Source organism: Micromonospora sp. NPDC005291, from assembly GCF_040607415.1.
Taxonomy (GTDB): Bacteria; Actinomycetota; Actinomycetes; order Mycobacteriales; family Micromonosporaceae; genus Micromonospora.
Genome location: NZ_JBEXGR010000027.1, coordinates 22,203 through 40,189 on the forward strand (window position 1 = coordinate 22,203; position 17,987 = coordinate 40,189).

18 protein-coding genes are annotated in these 17,987 nt (G+C 72.1%); 12 read left to right on the top strand and 6 right to left on the bottom strand.

Annotated elements, in window-relative coordinates; genetic code table 11:
- Nucleotides 1-13 precede the first annotated feature (13 nt).
- The 7 genes from ABZT18_RS27680 to ABZT18_RS27710 all read left to right on the top strand — a co-directional run bounded on the left by ABZT18_RS27680 (nucleotide 14) and on the right by ABZT18_RS27710 (nucleotide 7,534).
- Nucleotides 14-826 carry a TIGR03936 family radical SAM-associated protein gene (locus ABZT18_RS27680; protein WP_354997225.1) on the top strand — a complete coding sequence of 271 codons (813 nt, stop codon included), beginning with the start codon at nucleotides 14-16 and terminating at the stop codon, nucleotides 824-826.
- A 131-nt stretch (nucleotides 827-957) separates the two neighbouring features.
- Nucleotides 958-4,053 (top strand): Rne/Rng family ribonuclease, encoded by a 3,096-nt coding sequence (locus ABZT18_RS27685; protein WP_354997224.1) that lies wholly within the window; start codon nucleotides 958-960, stop codon nucleotides 4,051-4,053.
- A 119-nt stretch (nucleotides 4,054-4,172) separates the two neighbouring features.
- On the top strand, nucleotides 4,173-4,688 hold the full coding sequence (locus ABZT18_RS27690; RefSeq protein WP_354997223.1) for a hypothetical protein: 516 nt from the start codon (nucleotides 4,173-4,175) through the stop codon (nucleotides 4,686-4,688).
- A gap of 167 nt (nucleotides 4,689-4,855) precedes the next feature.
- Nucleotides 4,856-5,170 carry a 50S ribosomal protein L21 gene (rplU, locus tag ABZT18_RS27695; RefSeq protein ID WP_007464063.1) on the top strand — a complete coding sequence of 105 codons (315 nt, stop codon included), beginning with the start codon at nucleotides 4,856-4,858 and terminating at the stop codon, nucleotides 5,168-5,170.
- Nucleotides 5,171-5,181: 11 nt separating this feature from the next.
- Complete coding sequence (gene rpmA, locus ABZT18_RS27700; protein WP_354997222.1) at nucleotides 5,182-5,436, top strand: 50S ribosomal protein L27; 255 nt, start codon at nucleotides 5,182-5,184, stop codon at nucleotides 5,434-5,436.
- Between the two features lie 93 nt (nucleotides 5,437-5,529).
- On the top strand, nucleotides 5,530-7,014 hold the full coding sequence (obgE, locus tag ABZT18_RS27705) for a GTPase ObgE (RefSeq protein WP_354997221.1): 1,485 nt from the start codon (nucleotides 5,530-5,532) through the stop codon (nucleotides 7,012-7,014).
- A 70-nt stretch (nucleotides 7,015-7,084) separates the two neighbouring features.
- A complete protein-coding gene (locus tag ABZT18_RS27710) occupies nucleotides 7,085-7,534 on the top strand; it encodes a GNAT family N-acetyltransferase (protein WP_354997220.1) in 450 nt (149 codons plus the stop codon).
- 16 nt (nucleotides 7,535-7,550) lie between these two features.
- On the opposite strand, the gene ABZT18_RS27715 is transcribed toward ABZT18_RS27710, so the two are convergent.
- Both ABZT18_RS27715 and ABZT18_RS27720 read right to left on the bottom strand, forming a co-directional pair.
- Nucleotides 7,551-7,856: a DUF6766 family protein gene (locus ABZT18_RS27715; RefSeq protein WP_354997219.1), complete on the bottom strand. Its 306-nt coding sequence runs from the start codon at nucleotides 7,854-7,856 to the stop codon at nucleotides 7,551-7,553.
- A 65-nt stretch (nucleotides 7,857-7,921) separates the two neighbouring features.
- Nucleotides 7,922-8,413 carry a DUF4383 domain-containing protein gene (locus ABZT18_RS27720; RefSeq protein WP_354997218.1) on the bottom strand — a complete coding sequence of 164 codons (492 nt, stop codon included), beginning with the start codon at nucleotides 8,411-8,413 and terminating at the stop codon, nucleotides 7,922-7,924.
- Nucleotides 8,414-8,643: 230 nt separating this feature from the next.
- On the opposite strand from ABZT18_RS27720, the gene ABZT18_RS27725 reads away from it, so the two are divergent.
- The 3 genes from ABZT18_RS27725 to ABZT18_RS27735 are packed head-to-tail and all read left to right on the top strand — an operon-like array spanning nucleotide 8,644 to nucleotide 10,605.
- On the top strand, nucleotides 8,644-9,459 hold the full coding sequence (locus ABZT18_RS27725; protein ID WP_354997217.1) for a hypothetical protein: 816 nt from the start codon (nucleotides 8,644-8,646) through the stop codon (nucleotides 9,457-9,459).
- Between the two features lie 31 nt (nucleotides 9,460-9,490).
- The gene (locus ABZT18_RS27730) at nucleotides 9,491-9,958 is read left to right on the top strand and encodes a phage holin family protein (protein ID WP_354997216.1); all 468 of its coding nucleotides are present in this window, start codon (nucleotides 9,491-9,493) and stop codon (nucleotides 9,956-9,958) included.
- Nucleotides 9,955-10,605 (top strand): DUF3618 domain-containing protein, encoded by a 651-nt coding sequence (locus tag ABZT18_RS27735; RefSeq protein WP_354997215.1) that lies wholly within the window; start codon nucleotides 9,955-9,957, stop codon nucleotides 10,603-10,605. Before ABZT18_RS27730 ends, ABZT18_RS27735 begins: the two co-directional genes overlap by 4 nt.
- A gap of 149 nt (nucleotides 10,606-10,754) precedes the next feature.
- Here ABZT18_RS27735 and ABZT18_RS27740 read toward each other — a convergent pair whose 3' ends face one another.
- Together ABZT18_RS27740 and ABZT18_RS27745 are read right to left on the bottom strand one after the other, a co-directional pair.
- Complete coding sequence (locus ABZT18_RS27740; RefSeq protein WP_354997214.1) at nucleotides 10,755-11,801, bottom strand: glycosyltransferase family 2 protein; 1,047 nt, start codon at nucleotides 11,799-11,801, stop codon at nucleotides 10,755-10,757.
- A gap of 94 nt (nucleotides 11,802-11,895) precedes the next feature.
- The gene (locus ABZT18_RS27745; protein WP_354997213.1) at nucleotides 11,896-13,143 is read right to left on the bottom strand and encodes a cytochrome P450; all 1,248 of its coding nucleotides are present in this window, start codon (nucleotides 13,141-13,143) and stop codon (nucleotides 11,896-11,898) included.
- A gap of 159 nt (nucleotides 13,144-13,302) precedes the next feature.
- Between ABZT18_RS27745 and ABZT18_RS27750 the strand changes: the two genes are divergently transcribed.
- Nucleotides 13,303-13,686: a hypothetical protein gene (locus tag ABZT18_RS27750; RefSeq protein WP_354997212.1), complete on the top strand. Its 384-nt coding sequence runs from the start codon at nucleotides 13,303-13,305 to the stop codon at nucleotides 13,684-13,686.
- A 107-nt stretch (nucleotides 13,687-13,793) separates the two neighbouring features.
- Here ABZT18_RS27750 and ABZT18_RS27755 read toward each other — a convergent pair whose 3' ends face one another.
- Nucleotides 13,794-14,012, bottom strand: a complete 219-nt coding sequence (locus tag ABZT18_RS27755; protein WP_354997211.1) for a DUF397 domain-containing protein — start codon at nucleotides 14,010-14,012, stop codon at nucleotides 13,794-13,796.
- A gap of 69 nt (nucleotides 14,013-14,081) precedes the next feature.
- Between ABZT18_RS27755 and pepN the strand changes: the two genes are divergently transcribed.
- Nucleotides 14,082-16,598, top strand: coding sequence for an aminopeptidase N (pepN, locus tag ABZT18_RS27760; protein WP_354997210.1), 2,517 nt, complete (start codon nucleotides 14,082-14,084; stop codon nucleotides 16,596-16,598).
- Nucleotides 16,599-16,645: 47 nt separating this feature from the next.
- Here pepN and ABZT18_RS27765 read toward each other — a convergent pair whose 3' ends face one another.
- Nucleotides 16,646-17,851, bottom strand: coding sequence for an FAD-dependent monooxygenase (locus ABZT18_RS27765; RefSeq protein ID WP_354997209.1), 1,206 nt, complete (start codon nucleotides 17,849-17,851; stop codon nucleotides 16,646-16,648).
- Nucleotides 17,852-17,987 lie beyond the last annotated feature (136 nt).

The window sequence follows — 17,987 nt, forward strand, 5'->3', positions numbered from 1 at the left end:
GCCCTGGGCCAGGATGGGCGGATACGCAGGTCCACCCGAGGAGCCCACGATCGCCAGAAAGCCTCAACCCGAGGGCGGCCAGGCACCGGTCGTCCAGCGCGTCCGCATCCGGTACGCCAAGCGCGGGCCGCTGCGGTTCACCTCGCACCGGGACTTCGCCCGGGCGTTCGAGCGTGCGCTGCGCCGGGCCGCTGTGCCGATTGCCTTCTCCCAGGGCTTCACCCCGCACCCGAAGATCTCCTACGCCAGCGCCGCGCCCACCGGGGTGGCGAGCGAGGCGGAGTACCTGGAGATCGGCCTCCAGGCGGCGGTCGACCCGGAGGCGCTGCGCGCCGCGTTGGACGCCGCGCTCTCGCCGGGGCTGGACGTCCTGGACGCCGTGATCGCCGAAGGGGGCAATCTGCCGGACAGGATCGAGGCGTCGCTCTGGCGCATCGAGTTGCCCGAGGTCGACACGGCGGTGCTCCGCGCCGCGGTGGACGCCTTCGTCGCGGCCGACGAGGTGCTGGTCGAGCGGATGACCAAGCAGGGCCGACGCACGTTCGACGCCCGTGCCGCCGTGATGTCGGTCGATGTCCTCGCACCAACGCCGACGCCTTCCGGGGTGCCGGCCGTACCGTGTGCGATACTCGAACTGGTCGTGCGGCAGGTCACCCCGTCCGTACGACCCGATGACGTCCTTTCCGGCCTCCGCGTGGTGGCCGACCTGGAGCCGCCGGTTTCGCCGAGGGTGACCCGGCTGGCTCAGGGCACGTTGACCGCGCAGGGTGCGATCGTGGATCCGTTGGATGCGGACCGCGACGGGGCAGCCATCGTTGGGCACTGACCGACGGTCGGTGCTCTGGCAGGCAGACTTCGGCGGTCGCGCACCACGCGCGCCCGGCGGAAACACTTTTGCGGCGACCCTGCGTGGCAGCGCTCACCCGCGCCCGGGCTAGCCAGAACTGGAGAACGTCCATGCTCGAGAACGAGCCCGAGGGCGGCGAACGGACCGGTTCACAGCCGGCCAGCGAGACCGCCGACCAGAGCGCCACCGCCGACGGTGCCGCCGTCGCGACCCCCACCACGGCCGTCGGTTCGGCCTCGGTGGAACCGGCTGGCGCGGAAAGCGCTGCCGGTGCGGAGAGCGCCGAGCCCCCCGCGCCGGTGCGCCGCACCCGGACGACCCGGCGTCGGGCCGCCCCGCTCAACCAGCCGGAGCAGACCGACGTGCCGATCGAGGCGTCCACTGGCGGGGCCGGCAGCGCCGAGTCGCCGCAGGCGGAGGTCTTCGCCCCGGTCTCCGGCGATCTGGATGTCGCCCCGAAGACCCCCCGGCGCCGCCGCAAGGCGACCCCCGTCGAGACGACCGCCGAGGAGCCGCTGGTAGCGGCCTCCGCGGAGGTGGCCTCGACCGAGGTGGTTCCGCCGGTCAAGGTGACCCGCACCCGGCGCAAGAAGGCCACACCTGCTGCCGTCGAGGAGCCGCCCGCCACCGAGCAGCCGGCTGCCGTCGAAGAGGTGCCCGCGGTCGAGGAACCGGTCGTTGCCGGGGAGGCGGCGGAGTCCGACCTGCGCGAGGCCGAGGCCGAGTTGAACGAGGCGGAGGCCGTCCCGAGCGCGACCGCTGCCGAGCCGGCGTGGACCAGCGGCAGGCAGGAGCGCTCCGGTGAGGTGTCGCCGGGTGCCGCCGTGGCCGGTGTGACCGATGAACCGAACGAGCCGGCCGAGGTCGAGCCGGAGCAGCCGCGTACCCGTCGTCGGCGGGCCGCGCTCTCCGCGCCCACCGTGTTGTTCATGGCACCCCAGCCGGACGCCGTGCCGGTGACCCGACCGGTGGAGCCCGCACCGGTCGCCGAGGAGCCGGCCGTCGAGGAGGCCGCCGAGCCGTCCCGCCGTCGCCGGCGCGGTCGCCGCGAGGTCGAGCCGGTCGAGGCAATCGAGGCCGAGGAGGAGCCGACCGAGGAGGCCGACGAGGCCGCCGAGGCGGATGAGGACGACGAGGACAGCGCCGCCGCGCGCCGCCGTCGCCGGCGTGGTCGCCGGGGTCGGGGCCGGGGCAAGGGCGGGGCCGACGACGCCGAGGACGACGAGTCCGAGGAGGCGGCGCAGGCCGATGAGGAAGAGACCGCCGAGGTCGAGGCCGAGAGTGACGAGGACGAGGAGGCCGAGGGCGGGGACGGCCTGACCCGTCGCCGCCGGCGTCGTCGTCGCCGTGGCGCCGGTGACACGGAGGGTGCCGCCGACGACGGCGTGCCGACCGTGGTGAAGATCCGCGAGCCGCGCCGGACCGTCGACGAGGTCCAGGGCGTGTCCGGCTCGACCCGGCTGGAGGCCAAGCGCCAGCGCCGCCGGGATGGCCGGGAGCAGAGGCGTACCCGGCCGCCGATCCTCAGCGAGTCGGAGTTCCTGGCGCGCCGGGAGGCGGTCGACCGGGTGATGGCGGTCCGCCAGCGCGGTGACCGCACCCAGATCGCCGTCCTGGAAGACGGTGTGCTGGTCGAGCACTACGTCACCCGCAACTCGTCCGGGACGATGGCCGGCAACGTGTACCTGGGCAAGGTGCAGAACGTGCTGCCGAGCATGGAGGCGGCGTTCGTCGACGTCGGCCGGGGCCGCAACGCGGTGCTGTACGCCGGTGAGGTCAACTGGGACACCTCCGGTCTGGAGGGGCGCGCCCGCTCGATCGAGCACGCGCTGCGCTCCGGCGACTCGGTGCTGGTCCAGGTCACCAAGGACCCGATCGGGCACAAGGGCGCGCGGCTGACCAGCCACATCGCCCTCTCCGGCCGGCACCTGGTCTACGTGCCCAACGGCAACGCCTCCGGGATCAGCCGGAAGCTGCCGGACAACGAGCGCAAGCGGCTGCGGGACGCGCTCAAGAAGCTGGTTCCGGACGGCGCGGGCGTGATCGTCCGTACGGCCGCCGAGGGTGCCAGCGAGGATGAGTTGGCCCGCGACGTCAAGCGGCTCCAGGCGCAGTGGGAGGACATCCAGGCCAAGGCCGCCGAGGGTGGCGGTCCGACGCTGCTCTACGGGGAGCCCGACCTGGTCATCCGGGTGGTCCGGGACCTGTTCAACGAGGACTTCCGCGAGTTGGTGATCGAGGGCGAGCAGTCGTACGACGTGGTCGAGTCGTACCTGTCGCACGTCTCGCCGGATCTGGTCGACCGGATGCGTCGGCACGTCGGCACGAGCGACGTCTTCGCCGAGTACCGGATCGACGAGCAGATCATCAAGGGCCTGGACCGCAAGGTCTTCCTGCCCTCCGGCGGCTCGCTGGTGATTGACCGTACCGAGGCGATGACGGTCGTCGACGTCAACACCGGCAAGTACACCGGCTCCGGGGGCAACCTGGAGGAGACCGTCACCCGTAACAACCTGGAGGCGGCGGAGGAGATCGTCCGCCAGCTCCGGCTGCGGGACATCGGTGGCATCGTGGTGATCGACTTCATCGACATGGTGCTGGAGTCGAACCGCGAGCTGGTGCTGCGCCGACTCACCGAGTGCCTTGGTCGGGACCGCACCAAGCACCAGGTCACCGAGATCACCTCGCTCGGCCTGGTGCAGATGACCCGTAAGCGGATCGGTGCGGGCCTGCTGGAGGCGTTCAGCGAGACCTGCGAGTGCTGCAAGGGCCGGGGTGTCATCATCCACACCGAGCCGGTGCCGGAGAAGCCGCGCCCCGCCGGTGCGGGGGAGAAGGTCAAGGCGGTCGCCTCGTCGGTGGCCGCCCCCCCGGCCGCCGAGCAGGGCAGCACGTCGTCCCGCCGCCGGACGCGCAAGAACGCCCCGGCCGAGCGGGCCGTGGTCGAGGTCGTCGACACCGACACCAGCGTCGAGCCGGAGGCCGGCTACCAGGACACCATGGGCTACGACCTGTCCCGCTACGAGTCGGAGACGGCCGCCGCGCCGGCGATCTCCGACAGCCAGCAGGGAGAGTCCGCTCGGCTGGCCGCAGCGGACGACCCGGACGCGCTCGCCGACGGTGAGGGCGACGAGGAGAGCGCCGAGGGAGGCGCCGGCCGTCGCCGTTCCCGCCGGGGCGGCACCCGTCGGCGTACGCGCCCCTGACCGCCTGACCGGCCAGGTGTTTGACGAGGTCCCTTCCCCGGCAAAGTGACCGGGGGAGGGACCTCGTCGTTCCGGCCACCCCCGGTCCAGGATCGGCCGCCCCGGGTCAGGAGAAGAAGATGCGTCGTCTGCTCGCTGTCACCGCGCTGGTCACCGTGCTCTTCGGCGCGGCGGGCTGCTCCACCGACCGGCCTGCGGGCGTTGCCCCGGGTTCGACCGGCGTGACCACCGGGGGCTCCGGCCCGGCGGCCGGTGGCACGTCACCCGGGTCGACCGGCATGCCGGCCACCGGTGGTACGGCGGGCGGCAACGCCACGCAGATCTGCGCCGCCGCCCAGCAGACCAGCACTACCGCCGTCCGGACGTATGTGGCGGAGTTGGGCCAGATGATCGCGGCGGTGGGCGCTGGGGACAGCAGCACGGCCGAGGCTGCCCGCGGGCGGGCCGAGGCGGCGTTGGCCGGCTGGCGGACCGAGCTGCGGGAGCAGTCAGCGCGGGCCACGGATCCGCAGCTCAAGACTCTGCTCACCGACCTCGGCACCGAGGTGGCCGCGCTCGGCGCCGACGTCGAGTCCATCGACGAGACCGAACTCGACCGGCTCCAGCAGCGCCTCGACCAGCTCTGCGCGCGCTGACCCAGGGCGGGCCGGTTTGGGGTCCGGGCCAGCAATGGCGTACTCTTGCCTCCGGCCCACCTTTGGTGTGCCGAGTTCCCGTGTGCCCGCGCCGCCGTGCACTGCTACCCGGCGAGCCGCTGCGGGGACGACCGCCAGCAGCCTCAACGACAGGGAGTCCGCCTCCGATGTACGCGATCGTCAAGACCGGCGGCAAGCAGTACAAGGTCGCCGAGGGCGACGTGATCGAGGTCGAGAAGCTCACCGGTGCCCCCGGTGACGCGGTGAAGCTCACCGCGGTGCTCCTCGTCGACGGTGACGACCTGGTGACCGACGCGGCAAAGCTTGCCGAGGTCGCGGTGTCCGGCGAAATCGCCGCGCACACCAAGGGCCCGAAGATCCGGATCCACAAGTTCAAGAACAAGACTGGCTACCACAAGCGCCAGGGTCACCGTCAGCCGTTGACCCAGGTCAAGGTGACCGGCATCTCCAGCGGGAAGTAGGTCGTCCTCCAATGGCTCACAAAAAGGGTGCGTCCAGCTCGCGTAACGGTCGTGACTCCGCGGCCCAGCGACTCGGCGTGAAGCGCTTCGGTGGTCAGGTCGTCAGCGCCGGTGAGATCATCATCCGGCAGCGTGGCACCAAGTTCCACCCCGGTGACCTGGTCGGCCGTGGCGGCGACGACACGCTGTTCGCGCTGTCCGCCGGTGCGGTCCTGTTCGGCACCAAGCGCGGTCGCAAGACCGTCAGCATCGTTCCGCCGCAGTAGTTCTCGGGCTAAGCGGGCCGCGGACCTCCGGGTCCCGGCCCGTTTGGCTTTTTTCGAAGTGCGGGGTCGGACCTCGCTGGAAGGATTGACGCCGTGGCAACGTTCGTTGACCGGGTCGTTCTGCATCTGCAGTCCGGCGATGGCGGGCACGGCTGTGCCTCGATCCACCGCGAGAAGTTCAAGCCCTTCGGTGGGCCGGACGGCGGTAACGGTGGGCACGGCGGCAGCGTGTCCCTGGTGGTCGACTCGCAGGTGACCACGCTGCTCGACTTCCACTTCCGCCCGCACATCAAGGCCGACAACGGCAAGGGTGGCGCGGGGTCGAACCGGGACGGGGCCAGCGGTCGCGACCTGGTGCTCAAGGTGCCCAACGGCACCGTGGTGCAGACCGCCGACGGCACGGTGCTGGCCGACCTGGTCGGCGACGGCACCACCTTCGAGGTTGCCCGCGGCGGGCGCGGCGGGCGGGGCAACGCCTCGCTGGCCAACGCCAAGCGCAAGGCGCCCGGCTTCGCTGAGCTGGGCGAGCCCGGCGACCAACTGGACGTGGTGCTGGAGCTGAAGAGCGTCGCCGACGTGGGCCTGGTGGGTTTCCCGTCGGCCGGCAAGTCGTCGCTGATCTCGGTGATCTCCGCCGCGAAGCCGAAGATCGCGGACTACCCGTTCACCACGCTGGTGCCCAACCTCGGCGTGGTACGGATGGACAACCACACCTTCACCGTTGCCGACGTGCCGGGCCTGATTCCCGGCGCGGCCACTGGCAAGGGGCTGGGCCTGGAGTTCCTGCGGCACATCGAGCGCTGCGCGGTGCTGGTGCACGTCATCGACTCCGCGACCCTGGAGCCCGGCCGTGACCCGGTCGCCGACATCGAGACGATCGAGGCCGAGCTGGCTGAGTACGGCGCCGGGCTCTCCGAGCGGCCCCGGTTGGTGGCCGTGAACAAGGTCGACGTGCCGGACGGCCGGGACCTCGCCGAGATCGTGCGCCCCGACCTGGAGGAGCGCGGCTATCGGGTGTTCGAGGTCTCCGCGGCCACCCGGGAGGGGCTCAAGGAGCTGACCTACGCGATGGCCGAGCTGGTCGAGGCGGAGCGGAAGGCCGCGCCGCCCGCCGACCCGACCCGGATCGTGATCCGTCCGATGGCCGTGGACGACGCCGGCTTCACCATCACGGCCGAGACGGACGGCTCGTTCACCGTTCTCGGTGTCCGGCCGGAGCGCTGGGTCAAGCAGACCAACTTCGACAACGACGAGGCGGTCGGCTACCTGGCCGACCGGCTGGCCCGGCTCGGGGTGGAGGACAAGCTGGCCAAGGCCGGCGCGAAGCCCGGTGACCTGGTCCGGATCGGTGCGCGGGAGTTCGACTGGCGGCCGACGCTCTACGCCGGCGCGGACTTCGTACCCGGCAACCGGGGCACCGACGTCCGCTTGGAGGAGAAGTCGAACCGGGCCTCTGCGTCGGACCGGCTCGCCGCCCGGAAGGCCCGCCGTGTGCGGTCGGCGGACGAGGTGGGCGCGGACGCGTCCGACGACCTCGACGACCTTGACGATCTCGACGACGAGGACGACGCCGAGTAGTCCGTTGCGCTCCGTGATCGGGTTGATTTCCAGAAACCTTCGCGAAATCCACCTGTCCTAGCGTGGGGTGATGCTGATCGAGTCCCGGCCCGCCGTCGATCCGGAGATCGCCGCCCTGATCATCGCGCAGCAGCGTGAGCTGCGCGACGCTGATGGCGGGTTGGATGGGCAGGTCTTCGTCCCGCACGACGACGTCCGCTACCTGGCGGTGGTGGTGAACGGTCGGGCGGTCGCCTGCGGAGGGCTCCAGTCGATCGATGCCGAGACCGGCGAGGTCAAGCGGATGTACGTCCGGCCCGCGTACCGGGGGCGGGGCATCGCCCGTCAGTTGCTGGCCGCGCTGGAAGAGTGTGCGTTCGGGCAGGGGCACTCGGTGGTCTGCCTGGAGACTGGCACCTACCTGCCAGCGGCGATCGGGCTGTACTCCTCGTGTGGCTACGACCGCATCCCGGTCTACGGCGAGTACGTGGACAACCCGTACAGCGTCTGTTTCGCCAAGCGGTTGCCCGTCGCGGCCTGACGGCTGGCGGCGGCGCTCAGGCGCCGGTGGTGGCGTGCGCGACGGTCACCGGCTTCGACTCGGCCGAGCCGCGCTGCACCAGGTACGCGGTGAGCAGCACGTACCCGCCCATCTGGAGGAACTCCGACTCCCAGTTCTCGAAGACCGCCTCGACGAAGTGCCCGGTGGTCAGGTACGCCGGCCAACTCAGCGGTGCGGCCCCGAACTCGGTCAGTTCCTCGTTGTGGGTCTGCCAGCCGAAGACGCTCTGCAACACCAGGAAGACCAGGAACGCGCCCAGCATGGCGACGGCCAGCGCGTTGTTGCGTAGCCAACGAGGCATGTCGCACCTCCCTCGCGGATCGGGTACCCCCGCAGGCTGGACCGCGAAACCCCTGGACCGCCAGGTCAGTGCCGGTCGGCGGGATTGTCCAGGCGACCTCCGGTGCCCGCCTGGTTCGACAGCAGCAGCCCGAGCGCGATCATCCCGAAGCCGAGCGCTAGGTGCAGCCAGTTGTCGGCGTCGTTGACCGGCAGGATGTTCGCCCCGCCCTCAGCGTCGATGGCCTCGATCCCCAGGCCGTACAGCCAGAGGGCGAGGTAGATGGCGCCCCCGCCGGCCAGGAAGAGTCGGGCGCCGGCGAGGCTCCGGGCCAGCACCAAGCCGGCCAGCCCGAACAGCAGGTGCACCGCGTTGTGCAGGACCGACACCTGGAACAGCCCGAGCAGCCGGGCGTCCGAGTGGTGTCCGGCGAACCTCAGCTCGTCGTAGTTGGTGGTGATGCCGGGGATGAAGCCGAGGACGCCGATCAGCAGGAAGGCCCCGGCCACGACCAACGCGGCCAGTTGGACCCGGGGTCGGGGCCCGGCCGGTCGGCCACCTCGCACGTCTCGTGCCATCGCTGCCCCCTCCGTGGATCTGCCAGCCTCGCGAATCTCACTGTCCGCAGCGGCGACGTGACGCAGCCCGGCGATCCTTCATTTTGAAGTCGATCCAGCCGGCCGCGCAGAGAAATGCGGGAAGAGGTATGGAAGGCAAAACGCAGGGTAGGTCAATAGCCAGCGGCCGCGGCAACGCAGCCGCATCCCCCCAGCACAACCGCGACGACTTTCCGAGCGGAAGGGAAATCATGACTTACGATCTTTCACCTACGTCTTCCACCTACGGGCAGGAGTCGACCAACGGCGGTGGCGTCCGCGACCAGGCGCGCCAGGTCGGTTCAGAGGCCGCCAACGCCGGCGGTGCGGTCGCCCAGACCGCCAAGGAGCAGGGCACCGAGGTCGGCCGTGAGGCTGCCCGGCAGGCCCGCAACCTGTACGGCGAGGCCCGCACCCAGCTCGCCAGCCAGACCGGTGAGCAGCAGCGCCGGGCCGCCGGTGGGCTGCGCTCGCTGGCCGACGAGATGCGCTCGATGGCCGAGCAGGGTGGCCAGGCCGGCCCGGTGAGCGAGATGGCCCGCCAGGCCGCCGACCGGGTGCACGGCGTGGCCGGCTGGCTCGAGGCGCGCGAGCCCGGCGACCTGATCACCGAGGTACGCGACTACGCGCGACGCAACCCGGGCACCTTCCTGGTTGGCGCGGCGGTTCTCGGCGTACTGGCTGGCCGGCTGACCCGCGGCATCTCCGCGGCTGGCGACGACTCGGGCAACGGGTCCTCGGCCTACCGCGGCGCTGGGGCTTACGACCCCGAGCAGACCGCCGTGATCCCGACGCCGGCGCCCCGCGTGGCGCCGGACACTGTCCCGGCGGCCGGCTACCTCGACCCGACCCCCGGCACGTACACCGAGCCGACGCCCGGTGGGTACGCCGACCCGATGCCCGGCGACTACGCCGACCCGAGGCGGGGCGACTACCCGGAGCAGACCGGCACCGCCCAGCCGTTGCCGCCGGTGACCCAGACCGACCCGCTGCCGGGCGTGCCGTCCAGCGGCACCACCCGCCCGTGACCCACCGAGCCATCCGAAGGGAGGCGACGGCATGAGCATGCCGACGCAGGGGTCCGGTCTGGACTCCGGTTACCACCCCGACGCGGGTGCACCGCACACCGCGGCGGAGGTGAAGGGCAGCTCCATTGGTGAGCTGCTGCGCCAGGTCACCACCGACATGTCGACGCTGATGCGCCAGGAGGTCGAGCTGGCCAAGGCCGAGATCCGCCAGGAGGGCAAGAAGGCCGGCAAGGCTGCCGGGCTCTTCGGCGGCGCCGGCTTCGGCGGCTACATGGTGGCGCTCTTCGTGTCCATCGCCGTGTGGCAGTTCCTGGACAACGTCATGGACTCCGGCCTGGCCGCGCTGATCGTGGCCGTGATCTGGGCCGTGGTCGCCGCGGTCCTCTACTCCATGGCCAAGAAGAACGCCCAGCACGTACGCGGGCTCAAGCAGACCAACGACAGCGTGCAGCGGATCCCCGACGCGCTCAAGCCGCACCCGGAGGGAGTCACCCGATGAGCACCGATCCCGATCAGATCCGCCGGGAGATCGAAGCCACCCGTAACAGCCTCAGCTCCGATGTGGACGCGTTGGCGTACAAGGTCAACCCCAGCCGCATCGTCGACGACCGCAAGCAGCGGGCCCGTTCCGCTCTGCAGAATGTGAGGGACAAGGTCATGGGAACCGCGTCTGACCTCGGCCACGGCACCGGCCACGCCGCCCACTCGGTGGGCGACCGCGCCTCCTCGGCGGCCTCCAGCGTCAGCGACGCCGCGCAGTCGGCGGCCTCTACCGTCAGCGACGCCGCCCACAGCGCGCCGCGGGTGATCCGGCAGAAGTCCCAGGGCAACCCTCTCGCCGCCGGTCTGATCGCGTTCGGGGTCGGCTGGCTGGCCTCGTCGCTGATCCCGGCTTCTCGCCGTGAGCAGGAGGCCGCGACCCAGATCAAGGAGAAGGTCAGCGAGCACAGCGGGGTGGTGAAGGAGAAGCTGGGCGAGGTGGCCAGCGAGCTCAAGGAGGAGCTGCGCGAGCCGGCTCAGCACGCCGCCGAGTCGGTGAAGTCCACCGCCCAGGGCGCCGTGGACACCGTCAAGGGCGACACCAAGTCCGCCGCGCAGGACGTCAGGGACCAGGCCCAGCAGTCCCGGCACCAGGTCAGCTCCTGACCTCGCCGCATCGCAGTCGCGACAGCTCGCGGACACCTCGGTGTCCGCGAGCTGTCGCGTTTCCGTACTGCGATCTTGCAGTTTCGGTCTGACTCTTGCCGGCCGGTAACCGTTGTGTCCAGACCGGAAGCGCAAGATCGCGGGAGGGACTAGCGGGGGCGGGTTCGCAGGGTGTGGGTCTGGTGGGCGGCTCGGGTGATTCGGGTGTCGCCGTAGCGGACGCCGCCGAGCAGGAACCTCTGGGCGACCGCGAGCCAGCCGCACACACCGCGCTCCAGCAGCCAGACCGGGGCCGCCAGCGCCGTTGCCGGCGGGAAGACCGCAGTGCCGCCAGCGCGACGGCGCCCCAGCTCGGCAAGGGCGACGGTGCCGGCCGCCGCGACCAGCACCAGCGCGGGCCGCCGGGCCGCGACCGCCGCGGCCAGCGCCGGCAGCACCGCGAGCGCGGTCAGCAGGCGGGCCGGCTGGGCCAGATCGTCGTACGCCTGACGGACACGTTGGCCGCGGAAGTGGGCGGCATTCGGAGGCAGTCGGCGTACGTACAGCCAGGCCGGCGCGGCCTCGGTGCCGTCGTACGCGCGCATGGTGCGAATCAGCTCCAGGTTCTCGAAGAGCACGTCCGGGTCGTACCCGCCCATGGCGAGGAAGGTGCTACGACGCACGGCGAGGGTGCCCGGGTAGTCCGCGCCGAGGGCCCGGTTGAGCAGCGTCCGGCCGGTGTCCCACCAGGCGTGCCAGGGCAGCGGGTCGAAGTAGTTCTGCGGTCGTACCAGATCGACCCGGCCCAGCAGCCGGTGCACAGCGGTCAGCCCGGCCCCGTCGTACCTGATGTCGTCGTCGGCGATCACCACGTGCTCGTGGCCCGCCGCGCGGACGCCGGTGAGCACGCCGATCACCTTGCCGTTGAGCCCGCGCCCGGCGGGGTCGGGTGGGAGGTGCCGGATCAGCCCTCGCCACGCCTCGGCGTGCCGCGCGAAGAGTTCCGGTGCCGAGCCGTCGACCACGAGCACCTCGACCCTGTCAGCCAACCAGCGCAGGTAGCGGGTCAGCTCGGCCAGGCCGGTGTCGGTGTGCCAGCGCAGCGGCAGCACGTACGTCATCGGCAGGCGGGCCGGCGACGTGCTGGCACCGTCGTGTCCGACATCCCACCGGCGCGGCGCGCGGCGGGCGTCACCGGTGGGGCTGGCCAAGGACATTGCTGCCTCCTGGGCGGGACGGAAATGTCGCCGGTAGCTCGCCGTCGGCACCGCACCCGCCTCGCTACGGTCGCCCGAATGATCGGCAGGTGGGTCAGGCGGTACGGCGGATGTTGGTGAGGGTCGGGCCGATGGGCGGCAGCGCGGGCATCCGGTGCAGGTCCAGGGCCAGGTTCTGGGCGGGGATGTCGTATCGCATGGTGCTGGTCAGGTTGGCGACCGCCCGTTTCATCAGGTCGATGGTGATCCATTCGCCCGCGCAGCGGTGCCCGGCCCAGTGGTCACCGCCGCCCTGCGGGATCAGCTCGAAAGGGTCCACGTGGCGGCCGGCGAACCGCTCCGGGCGGAACAGCTCCGGTTGTGGCCAGAGTGTCGGGTGGTGGTTGGTGCCGTAGAGGTCGAGCAGCACCCGCCGGCCCCGGGGGAAGTGGTGGCCCTGCCAGTCGAAGGAACGCCGGACCCGGGCCGCCGCGATCGGAAAGAACGGGTAGTAGCGGCGTACCTCCTGGACGAAGTGCTCGGTGGCCTCGTCGTCGTCGCGGACCCGCTGCCGCCAGGCGGGATGGTCGTGCAGGGCGAGCGCGGCGAAGGCGATGTACTGGTCCACGGCGACCACCGGCCGCAGCACGTTGAGCAGTTCCACCGCCGCGATCCGCCGGGGGAGGAGCATGCCGCGCTCGTCCCGGTACTCGGCGATCACGGCCAGGGCACTGCCGGCCGGCGCCGGATGGAGGCCGACCCGGGTCCGCTCGATGAGGTCGGCGAGCCAGCGTTCGGCGCGGTGCCGGGCGAGCCGACCCCGCCAGTGCCGGGGGCCGACCACCGCCGGGGCCTCGATCATGGCGTGCAGCTCGACGGCGCGGCGGTCGACCTGTGACGCGGGCAGGGGCACCCCGGCCCAGGCGCAGACCACCCGGGTCAGCAGCCGGCCCAGCTCGTCGTAGAGAACCACCGGCCCGGCGGCCTCCCAGGCGGCGAGCCGGGCCTGCCACTCGTCGTCGAAGAGCTGGCCGAGCTGCCGGATGGCGGTCGGCGTCATGATCGACATGAACATGGCCTTGCGGTCGGAGTGCTCCGGCCCGTCCAGCCCCTGCACGCCGCCCCGACCGGTGAGGGTCCGCTGCACCCGCAACGGCATCGCGTTTCCCCGTTGGAAGCGTTCGTTGTCGTAGAACAGCACCGCCGCCGGCCGGCCGCGGAGGCAGATGGTCGGGGTGAGCAGGATCCGGGTCTGGAAGACGTCACTGCCGTACCGCTCGCAGCGTTCGCCGATGAACCGGTAGCCGGCGCGGAGCAACGCGAGGGTGCTGTCCGGGCTGCGGTCGGCCGGCATGGTCGCCATCGGGTCTCCTCACACGCAGGTGCGGCCGGTCACCGCCGGCCGGCTGCGTGTACCCCTGTCACCGCGGCTGAATCCCCGAGCCGACGCCGCGCCGGCTGGCCCCTCCCAGGGGCGTCGGAACCTGGTTTGCTGCTGGTGGGGCAACCACGGGGAGGGCGGATGCGAGACAACAGATCACCGTTCTGGCGGCAGCGGCGGGCCGTCGGGGCACTGGGAGGAGGCCGTGACGCGCGGTCATTGATCGGGCCGCCCCGGCGACCCACCCGGCCGCACCGGTTCTTCACCGTGCACCTGGGCTTCACCGCGCGGGATGTGGCCGACGCCCGCGAGCAGGCAGTGGCGTACGCGGAGGCGCTGAACCTGCTCCGCCCGGAGGTGGCGCTCGGTGCGGCGGCCCTGTCGCCGGCCGACGCCTGGCACCGGGCCGAGCGGTTGTTCTGCGGGGCGGTCGGCCCGGACGGAGAACGCTGCGTCGACGTGGCCGACCACCCCGGCTTCCACCACGCCCCGGGCCCCGGTGGCCTCGGCTGGGGTGACGGCTGACCGAGCTGTCCCCCAGGGGTCGGGCAGCCGCCCGGCCGGAGCGTGATGACTCTGCGGTATCACGATGCCCCAGAGTCATCAGGCTCGCGGGCTGCGCCGTCCGACGGTCAGTCCAGGTCGAACTCGCCGTCCTGCGCGCCGGCCACGAACGCGTCCCACTCGGCCTGGGTGAAGACCAGCACCGGCCCCGCCGGCTCGGCCGAGTTGCGCATCCCGATCAGATCGTCGACGAAGGCGACCTCAACGGCGCTGTCGGAGGTGTCCCCCTCGGCCCGCTGCCAGACCGCCCGAGAGAGGTCGAAGTCGCCCTTGGGGTGCTGCGCCATGGTTCTTTCCTCCAGTGCCGAGGGTCGTGTGGTGACCGGGTGCCGATCCCCATCGGGCAGGATAAGCGGATGCCGAGCCTGACCCGTGTAGAGGCGACCGCGCGTGGCGCGGCGATTACTGTCGAGTCCTATCAGGTGGACCTCGACCTGACCGATGGCACGGAGCTGTTCCACTCGCGCGTCGAGATCCGGTTCCGGGCGACCCCCGGCGCCTCGACCTTCGCCGAGGTCAAGCCCGCCACACTGCTGGGTGTACGCCTCAACGACCGCGACCTCGACCCCGCCCTGCTGACCGACAACCGGCTGCCGCTGAGTGACCTGGCCGCGGCGAACACGCTGGTCGTCGAGGCGGAGATGGCGTACTCCAAGACTGGGGAGGGGATGCACCGCTTCGTCGACCCGGCCGACGGTGAGACCTACCTCTACGCAATGACCTTCCTCGACAGCGTGCAGCGCATCTTCGCAGCCTTCGACCAGCCCGACCTGAAGGCGTCGTTCACCCTCGCGGTCAGCGCTCCAGCGGACTGGACGGTCGCCAGCAACGCCGAGGTGGCCGCCAACCCCGCTCCCGGTCGCTGGGAATTCGCCCCGACCGCGCCGCTGGCGACCTACTTCTTCTCACTGATCGCCGGGCCGTACCACGTGCGGCGGTCCGAGCACGACGGCGTGCCGCTGGGCATCTACTGCCGCCGGTCGCTCGCCGAGCACCTGGACGCCGACGCCGACGAGATCTTCACCATCACCCGGCAGTGCCTGGACCGGTTCCACCAGCTCTTCACCGAGCGCTACCCGTTCGGCAAGTACGACCAGGCGTTCGTGCCTGAATTCAACGCCGGCGCGATGGAGAACCCGGGCCTCGTGACCTTCCGCGACGACTACGTGTTCCGCTCGGCGGTCACCGACACCCAGCGTGAGCTTCGGGCCACCACCATCGCCCACGAGATGGCGCACATGTGGTTCGGCGACCTGGTCACCATGCGGTGGTGGGACGACCTGTGGTTGAACGAGTCCTTCGCCGAATATCTGGGCACCCGGGTCACCGCCGAGGCGACCCGCTTCGACCAGGCGTGGACCACCTTCGCCATGCGTCGCAAGGCCTGGGGCTACGCCGCCGACCAGCGCCCCTCCACCCACCCGGTCGCCCCGAAGGAGGTGGCCGACGCCGACGAGGGCCTGCTCAACTTCGACGGCATCTCGTACGCCAAGGGGGCCAGCGTGCTGCGGCAGCTGGTCGCGTGGCTCGGTGACGACGCGTTCCTCGCCGGCCTGAACGCGCACTTCGCCGCACACCGCTTCGGCAACGCCACCCTCGCCGACCTGTTGGCCAGTCTCACCACCGCGAGCGGCCGGGACCTGTCCGGCTGGGCCGATGTGTGGTTGCGCCGGCCGCAGGTCAACACGCTGCGCGTCGAGGTCGCCGTCGACGCCGACGGCAGCTACACCGAGGTGGCCGTGGTGCAGACCGCGCCGGAGGCGTACCCGGTGCTGCGCCCGCACCGGATCGGCGTGGGCCGTTACTCGGTGGACGGCACCGTGCAGCGCGACGAGGTGGACCTCGACCCGACCGCCGACGGTGGCCGGACCGTGCTGGGTGAGCTGACCGGCGCGCCGGCGGCCCAGCTGCTGCTGCTCAACGACGGTGATCTCACCTTCGCCAAGGTGCGCCTCGACCCGGTGTCGGCGGACGCCGTCCCGCTGGTGCTGCCCGGGCTGGCCGACCCCCTCACCCGGGCGGTCCTCTGGGGCGAGGCACTGGACGCGGCGACCGACGGGGAGCGTCCCGTCACCGGCGTGGTCGACCTGATGGTCGCCGCGCTGCCCGCCGAGACCGAGGTGATCATCGCGGAGGACGTGCTCACCCTCAGCCGTTCCCTGGTCGACCGCTACCTCGACCCGCTGACCCGGTCCGCGGCGCTGGCCCGGGTCGCCGGGGCATGCCAGCAGTTGCTCGACGGTGCGCCAACGGGGGAGTCGTTGCAGCTCGCCGCCGCACGGGGCTGGATCGCCGCGACCACCGACGCCGACCTGCTCGTCGGCTGGCTCGCCGGCCGGGACGTACCGGCCGGGCTGAAGGTCGACGCGGAGCTGCGCTGGGCGGTGCTGCGCCGACTGGTGGTGCTGGGCGCGGCCGGCGAGGCGGAGATCGCCATCGAGGCGGCTGCCGACAACAGCTCCACGGGCGCGGAGCGGGCCGCCCGCTGCCGGGCCGCCCTGCCCGACCCGGCCGCGAAGCAGGCAGCATGGGAGATCATCGTGGGGGACACCGAGCTGTCCAGCCGGCTGCTGGAGGCGACCGCCGAGGGGTTCTGGCAACCCGAACAGGCCGAGCTGACCGCCGCGTACGTCGAGCGGTACTTCGCGGACATGCCGGCCGCCGCGCGTCGGCGTACCCCGTGGACGGCCGACCGGGTGGCGGCCCTGGCGTTCCCCCGCTACGCCGTGGCACAGCCGACCCGGGAGGCGGCCGCGGCGCTGCTGGCCCGCGACGACCTGACCCCCGGCCTGCGCCGGGTGGTCATCGACGCCGACGACGACCTGCGCCGCGCGCTGGTCGCCCGGACGGCGGTGGCCGCCGCGGCGGCCTGAGGGCCGGTCGGGCGCGGGGTGGCTGGCGGGCCACCCCGCGCCCGGGTTCAGCGCAGCGCGGGCTCCGCCGTAACCGGAGCGTCCCAGTCGATGACGTAGCGCTGCTCGTGGGCGACCGTCTTCTCCGGGTTCATCGCGGTACGCGTCAGCAGGGGCATCAGCAGCGGCATCAGCGTCCGGGCGACCGCCCCCGGCGCCTTGGCGTGGTTGATCCGTGCCGCGCGGGCGGCGACCTTCTCCACCCGGGCGCGGCGCAGCCGCTCGTACGCGGCGAACGCCGAGGTCACGTCCGGCAGGTCGCGCAGGCAGCGGGCGAGCTGCACGGCGCTCTCGATGGCCAGCGACGCGCCCTGCCCGGAGCTGTTCGACGGTGCGTGCACCGCGTCGCCGACCAGCACCATCCGGCCCCGGTGCCAGTGCGGCACGGGCGGCATGATCTGCAGCGACCCGACCACCTGCAATTCGTCGGCGTTGCTGGTCGCCATCAGCTCCCGCCCCGGGTCGTCGTCGCCGTAGCTGGCGCGCAGCGTCTCCAGCCACTGCGCAGCCGGCACCGCGCGGGCCTCGACCATGCTCATCGGCCGCTGCTGTGGCAGGTTGGCCCCCCACCGGGTGCCGCCGCCGGGCTCCGGCCAGTAGAGGTAGTAGCCGCGTCGGCCGAACGCGAAGGTCATCGTGCCGGGCTCGACGTCCACCTCATGTCGGGCCACCGCCTCGAAGCTGAGCAGCCCGGTGAACCGGGGGCCGGGCGCGGCCGGGTCGATGAGGCCCCGGACCGTCGACCGGATGCCGTCCGCGCCGATCAGGATGTCGGCGGTGGCGGTGCTGCCGTCCTCGAACCGGGCGGTCACGCCACTCTCGGTCTGCTCGGCGTCGACCAGCCGCTTGCCGTACGCGAACGGGACGCCCTCGGCGGCCGCCCGGTCGTGCAGCACCCGGTGCAGCTCGGCTCGGTGCACCACGCGCAGCGGTGGCACTCCGGCCAGCGTGGGCAGGTCGATGCGGCGTCGGCCGACGGCCATGACGCTGCGCTCGATCGGGGTGGCGATCGCCGTCACCGCCTCGTCCGCGCCGACCGTGCGCAGCGCCGCCACCCCGTTGGGCGCGAGGGCGAGGGTGCCGCCGATGCCGCTGGTGGCGGCGGGGTACGCCTCGTGGACGGTGGCGGTGATGCCGGCGCGGCGCAGCGCGAGTGCTGTCACCGGCCCGGCGATGCCGCCGCCGATGACGATCGCGGTTCGTACCGTGGTCATGCTCTCTCCCTGGGTGTCGTCGGTGCGTGCGCGGGCGAACCGACCTGGGAGGGAACCCGGTTATCCTCGTGTTGCCGCTTCGGGCCGGGTGCCTTTCCAGGTGTCGGTTCGAGGTAAGGGCTCCGGCGGGGTGTTG